General features: G+C 68.1%; 1 protein-coding gene. It reads left to right on the top strand.

Annotated elements, in window-relative coordinates; translation table 11 throughout:
• Positions 1 to 342, top strand: a 342-nt coding sequence (locus ASV53_RS25120) for a metallophosphoesterase family protein (protein ID WP_189337989.1), incomplete at both ends; no start/stop codon positions are given.

The raw sequence follows: 342 nt of genomic DNA, 5'->3' as shown, positions 1-342 counted from the left end.
GGTCATGAGCGACGCGCAGTTCGTGGCCCGCAACCCCGACAGCGACCTCGTCGCGGGGGCGCGCCGGGCCCTGCGGGAGATCGTCGCGGCCGACCCGGACGTGCTCGTCATCAACGGCGACATCGTCGACGAGGAGTTGGCCGGCACGGACTTCCCCTGGTACTACGTGCCGGGCAACCACGAGATCATGGGCGGCGACATCGCCAACTTCGAGCAGGCCTTCGGCGAGAACTCCCGCGTCGTCGACCAGCAGGGCACGCGCCTGATCATGCTCGACTCGTCGACCGGCTCACTGTCGGCGAAGTTCGACCAGATCGAGATGTTCCGCGACGCTCTGGCGGA

Source organism: Photobacterium sanguinicancri (assembly GCF_002265265.1).
Classification (GTDB): Bacteria; Pseudomonadota; Gammaproteobacteria; order Enterobacterales; family Vibrionaceae; genus Photobacterium; species Photobacterium sanguinicancri.
The sequence above is the reverse complement of the archived record's forward strand: the minus strand, read 5'-3'. Positions and strand labels throughout refer to the sequence as shown.